Origin of the sequence: Nitrosopumilus sp. b1 (genome assembly GCF_014078545.1) — an archaeon.
GTDB lineage: Archaea > Thermoproteota > Nitrososphaeria > Nitrososphaerales > Nitrosopumilaceae > PXYB01.
In genome coordinates this window covers 1-1,247 of sequence record NZ_MU078738.1, presented here as the reverse complement: position 1 = coordinate 1,247, position 1,247 = coordinate 1, and the positions used below count along the sequence as shown (strand labels likewise).

At 35.9% G+C, this 1,247-nt stretch carries 3 protein-coding genes; 2 read left to right on the top strand and 1 reads right to left on the bottom strand.

The features are described from left to right. Positions 1–113 precede the first annotated feature (113 nt). Positions 114–302, bottom strand: coding sequence for a hypothetical protein (locus tag C6988_RS09725; protein ID WP_182135060.1), 189 nt, complete (start codon positions 300–302; stop codon positions 114–116). A gap of 96 nt (positions 303–398) precedes the next feature. Here C6988_RS09725 and C6988_RS09720 point away from each other — a divergent pair, with 96 nt between their 5' ends. After that, the gene (locus tag C6988_RS09720) at positions 399–590 is read left to right on the top strand and encodes a hypothetical protein (protein WP_182135062.1); all 192 of its coding nucleotides are present in this window, start codon (positions 399–401) and stop codon (positions 588–590) included. Beyond that, positions 587–1,156 carry a YkgJ family cysteine cluster protein gene (locus tag C6988_RS09715; RefSeq protein WP_182135058.1) on the top strand — a complete coding sequence of 190 codons (570 nt, stop codon included), beginning with the start codon at positions 587–589 and terminating at the stop codon, positions 1,154–1,156. The genes C6988_RS09720 and C6988_RS09715 overlap by 4 nt, the downstream gene beginning before the upstream one ends. Positions 1,157–1,247 lie beyond the last annotated feature (91 nt).

Below are 1,247 nucleotides of genomic sequence, written 5' to 3'. Positions count from 1 at the left end.
TAGACCTGATCTACTAATTCTATATAGTAATCATATAGATTTTCATTTAGGTTGGAAATATTATAAGAAATAGTGTATAATTTGTAATAATTAGGTCTACTTTATGAAAAATTCTAGTCAGTTCTACCATCTAGGCGTTGCTGGACTGACCCTAGGATCTTTTCTTTGTTTCTTTGAACTATCACATAATATCGGATGAGGTCTTCTATCATGTCTTTTGCAGTTAGCTTGCCACATTCCTGGGCTGCTGCAAGAAAGTCAAGGTAATCACTATTTTTTAGCACGATTAGAATTTTTTTCAAGGCTTTAGGTTATGTGAATTTGTGCTAAATTCTTCTCGGTGCGCTGACTGCTAGTTTGTGGTTAACAGTAAATATGACAAGACAGGTCTGCAATTAATGGAACTCCACAGACTACTAACCTTTCTTGGAGTAGGATTGCTCATTGCAACATTTGCACTAAACTATAATGTTGATGTAGATTCAGAGGAGTTCAACTATGCATATGTAACTGGCATTGCAATGCTTGCAGTGTTTATGGCAAGCTTTGTTCTCTTTAACAAGGACCGTTGGAGCAAATCAAAAAAATGAGTTCTGCAAAACGCTTTGAGTGCATTGAGGAATGCTCTCAGTGTTGTGTGGAGCGAGAGTATTATCCAAGTGTGGAATTTGGAAAGATTGGCGTTTTGATTTTACCTGAAGAAAAAAAGAAAATAGAAGAGCTAGCTAGAAAAGAGAATTTAGAGATTAACATACTACCTAGAATTGGAGTTTCTGATTCGGAGGATGAAGAACCAGAAGTATTAGCATATCAGCTAATGGGAATTGAAGAGAATGGAAACACTTGTCCGTTTTTAGATACTGCAAGTGATGCGCGCTCACCACATGGAGGATTTACTTGTAAGATTTATGATCAAAGACCTCTGGCTTGTCGTGCATATCCTGTAATTGAATCCCAACCACTAGAGCTTGATTCAAAATGCAAATTTTGCAAAGAGTGTGGACAAGCTGATTCTAATTTAGAGTCAGAGCTTGAATCTTTAATTCAAATTAAAAATAAAATGAATTCATCAAAGCCATATGTTTGGAGATATGCTACAGGAATAGGAGATAATAAAAATTCTAATTTGATTCAAAGAGGTTGGCAAAAATCGTAATAAAAGATCCTTAGAGTCCTCCACCACCTGAGAAGATAAAGAATTGAATTGTATCTTCAAAGAATGGTGGGTCTGATGCATCACATGGATG

Bases quoted from the DNA above. Each gene is read 5' to 3' on its own strand.
- C6988_RS09720 (WP_182135062.1), top strand. From the start codon at position 399: ATGGAACTCCACAGACTACTAACCTTTCTTGGAGTAGGATTGCTCATT.
- C6988_RS09715 (WP_182135058.1), top strand. From the start codon at position 587: ATGAGTTCTGCAAAACGCTTTGAGTGCATTGAGGAATGCTCTCAGTGT.